Here is a 3,485-nt window from a genome sequence, read left to right as displayed (position 1 = left end):
GATCCGACCCACGCTGCGGCCCAGGTCGTCAGCGCGACGCCGACCGCCGGCAGCACGAGCGCGGGCTGCGCGAGTGAGAACCCGGACGGTTGAGTCGCGATCAGCGTCGACGCGACCTGCACCCCGACCGCCGAGAGCAGAAGCCCCGCGACGACGCCGACGACAGCTCCGATGATCCCGACGACGAGTCCCTGCCGGCCGACCTCCGCGCGCTGAGACCGCGCCGTCGCCCCGATCAGTCGCATCAGTGCGATCCGGCGCGTGCGCCCCGCGATGATCGTCGAGAACGTGTTCGCCGTGACGATCGCCGCGACATACATGGCCACCGCAGTGAGCAGCACCGACAGGAGCCCGACGATGAAGGCGAGGGTCTCGCTGTCGCCGATGAACGGGTCGGCCTGCAACACGGCGCCCAGGTAGACGGTGACCTCGACGAGGATGACGCCGAAGGCCGCCGACAGCGCGGCCACCAGGATGCTGGCGCCCATGCCGCGCTCCCGCAGCCAGGCGAATCGAGGACCGGTGGATGCCGTCTGAGGAACGGTCGTCCGGATGACGGGGGCGCTCACCGTGCTCATGCCGCCACCTCCGCCGCGAGCATGTACGCCGAGATCTCCTCGGCGCTCTGACGCGGGTGGTCGGCGACGAGCCGACCGTCGCCCAGGAACAGCACGCGGTCGGCGTGGCTGGCGGCGATCGCGTCATGCGTCACCATCGCGATGGACTGCCCGTGTTCGCGGCTCGCGGCGGCGAGCAGCTGCAGCACCTCGCGTCCGGTCGCGGAATCGAGGTTTCCCGTGGGCTCGTCGGCGAAGACCAGGTCGGGAGCGGTGGCGAGGGCCCGGGCGATCGCCACCCTCTGCTGCTGTCCGCCCGACAGCTGGTGGGGACGGTGCTGGAGCCGCGCGCCGAGCCCGAGGGTCTCGATGAGGCCGTCGATGCGCGCCCTCTCGATCGCACTCGGGCGTCGCCCGTCGAGTTCGAACGGAAGCATGATGTTGCCGATCGCGGTCAGGGTCGGCACCAGGTTGAATGCCTGGAAGATGAACCCCACGCGGCGTCGTCTCAGGATCGTCAGGTCGAGGTCGCCGAGTCCGGTGATCTCGGTGTCTCCGATCCAGGCGCGTCCCTCGGACGGCGTGTCGAGTCCCGCCATGATGTGCATGAGCGTGGACTTGCCCGATCCGGAGGGGCCCATGATGGCCGTGAACTGGCCGCGGCGGATGCCGACGCTGACGTCGTCGAGCGCCCGGACGGTGCCCTCGCCGGCGCCGTAGGTCTTGCTGAGGTGCTGCACGCGGGCTGCGAGCCCGAGGTCGGTGGTCGTGATCTCCATGTCGACGACGCTATTTCGGGCGGGGGCGCTGCCGCGTCGCCCGCTCGACTCATCCGTCTACATCTCCAGGATGATCTGCACCGGACCGTGATACTCGGACAGGCCGCTCGACTCAGGCGAGACCGTGCTCGAACGCGAAGACGACGAGCTGCACCCGATCGCGGAGCGCGAGCTTCGTGAGGATGCGGCTGATGTGGGTCTTCACCGTGGCTTCGCTGAGGTACTCGCGCGCGGCGATCTCGCTGTTCGACAGTCCCCGCGCCGCGAGGGCGAAGATCTCCCGCTCACGGTCGGTCAGCGTCGCGAACTCGGCGGGCACGGGCTTCGGCGCCTCGGCGAAGTGCTGGAACAGCTCCCTGGTCGCCGAGGCCGCGATCACGCTCGACCCGGCGTGCACCGTGCGGATCGCCGCGAGCAGGAACTCGGGGTCGGCGTCTTTGAGGAGGAATCCGCTCGCTCCCTGGCGGATCGCTCGGGCAGCGGCCTCGTCGAGGTCGAAGGTCGTGAGCATCACGATGCGGGGCGGGTCCGGCTGCGCGAGGATCTCGGCGGTGGCGGTCAGACCGTCCATCACCGGCATCCGGATGTCCATCAGCACGACATCGGGTCGGACCGACCGCACGAGTGCGACAGCCTCGCGGCCGTCACCGGCCTCGCCCACCACATCGAGGTCGGGCTGCGATGCGACGAGCATCCGGATTCCGGCGCGGAAGAGCGCCTGGTCGTCGACGAGTACGACCCTGATCATGCTGGTTCTCCGATCGGGAGCGATGCCTGGACCACGAACTGCGTGCCCTGACGCTCCGCCTGCAGGCTACCGCCCACGAGCTGGGCGCGTTCGCGCATGCCGATCACGCCGTGTCCGCCGCCACCCTGCGCGCTCCCCGCGCCGGGGCCGGTCGCGCCAACGGTGTTGCGCACCTGCAGGTCGACACGATCGGGCTGCCAGGCGAGGTGCACATCCACCGCACCGTCGCCGTGTCGGATCGCGTTGGTCAGCGCCTCCTGCAGGATGCGATAGACGGCGAGCTGGATCGCTCCCGGCGGCTCACCGGGCGGGGTCGGATCGACCGTGATGCGCGGCTCGATCCCGGCCTGGCGCACCTGGGCGAACAGCGTCTCGAGGTCGGCGAGCGTCGGCTGGGGACCGTCTCCCTGCCGGTGCCGCAGCTGCGTGAGCAGCAGGCGCACGTCACTCAGGGCGCCCCGCGCCGTCTGAGCGATCGTGGTCAGAGCCTCGCCCGCCATCTCCGGCTGCGACGCTGCGGCGTACCGCGCACCGTCGGCCTGTGCGATCACGACGGCGAGCGAATGGGCCACGATGTCGTGCATGTCCCGGGCGATCCGCACGCGCTCCTGCTCTTCTGCGGCCAGCGACTCCGCCTGCAGTTGTGCGGCCCTGGTCGCTCGCGCCCGCAGCACGACCCGCCAGAGCAGGCCGCACACCCAGGCGAAGCCCAGCGCGAGGATCGACAGCACCAGAAGCAGAGTTCCCGTGGTCAGCTGGTCCCAGCCGCTGGTCGCACCGGCCGTGACACCGCCGACGAACACCATGTAGAGCGCCGCCACGAGCGCGCCGACGAGCGCGGAGCCGAAGCCCCACCAGAGCACGACGCGTGAGCCCCATGCGGCGGTCGCGTACAGGGTCATCAGGATCGCGAGGTCGATGGGCAGCGGACCGAAGCCCGCGAGCATCTGCACGATCGCGCCCGCCCAGGCCCCGGCGAGCGCGAGTGCCGGCGCGAGCCGACCGATCGCGACACCGCCGAACATGAGCAGACTCGACACCGCGATCGCTCCGGCACTGGCGACCGGGTTCGCCACATTCCCCGCGCCCGGACCGTAGAACACGATCGAGAAGGGGGTGAGGATGACGAAGAGCAGCGCTGCGCCGACGATGTCGAGCACGAGCGCCGTGCGAGAGAGCGGGCGGATCACTCCCCCACGCTACGCGGCACGCCGCCGGCCCCGCATCCGCCTGGAGATGTATCCGCGGCGCACCGCAGCCGGATCCACATCGCTGTCTCAGGCGCGGGCGATGATCTCGCCGTGCGGCACGAGGTACCAGCCGTCGCCGTCATCGGCCCAGCGCTTCCACGCGTCGCTGATCGCGCGCAGGTCGTCGGGCGTCGCCATCGCGCTGTCGACG

4 protein-coding genes are annotated in these 3,485 nt (G+C 70.6%); all 4 read right to left on the bottom strand.

Going from position 1 to position 3,485, the window contains the following annotated elements:
- The coding region (locus tag RTM68_RS17700) for an FtsX-like permease family protein (protein WP_312173496.1) at positions 1-578 on the bottom strand (578 nt) is incomplete at its 3' end.
- Positions 575-1,336 (bottom strand): ABC transporter ATP-binding protein, encoded by a 762-nt coding sequence (locus RTM68_RS17695; RefSeq protein WP_312173493.1) that lies wholly within the window; start codon positions 1,334-1,336, stop codon positions 575-577. The genes RTM68_RS17700 and RTM68_RS17695, both read right to left, overlap by 4 nt.
- A 112-nt stretch (positions 1,337-1,448) precedes the next feature.
- The gene (locus tag RTM68_RS17690; RefSeq protein ID WP_312173491.1) at positions 1,449-2,084 is read right to left on the bottom strand and encodes a response regulator transcription factor; all 636 of its coding nucleotides are present in this window, start codon (positions 2,082-2,084) and stop codon (positions 1,449-1,451) included.
- The gene (locus RTM68_RS17685) at positions 2,081-3,274 is read right to left on the bottom strand and encodes a histidine kinase (protein ID WP_312173488.1); all 1,194 of its coding nucleotides are present in this window, start codon (positions 3,272-3,274) and stop codon (positions 2,081-2,083) included. The genes RTM68_RS17690 and RTM68_RS17685 overlap by 4 nt, the downstream gene beginning before the upstream one ends.
- Positions 3,275-3,485 lie beyond the last annotated feature (211 nt).

The organism is Microbacterium sp. (assembly GCF_031988965.1).
Lineage (GTDB): Bacteria > Actinomycetota > Actinomycetes > Actinomycetales > Microbacteriaceae > Microbacterium.
Note: the sequence above shows the minus strand (reverse complement) of the source record. Positions and strands in the feature narration are given on the sequence as shown.

Excerpts from the sequence above, each read along its gene's own strand:
- RTM68_RS17695 (WP_312173493.1), bottom strand. The coding sequence starts at position 1,336 with ATGGAGATCACGACCACCGACCTCGGGCTCGCAGCCCGCGTGCAGCAC.
- RTM68_RS17690 (WP_312173491.1), bottom strand. The coding sequence starts at position 2,084 with ATGATCAGGGTCGTACTCGTCGACGACCAGGCGCTCTTCCGCGCCGGA.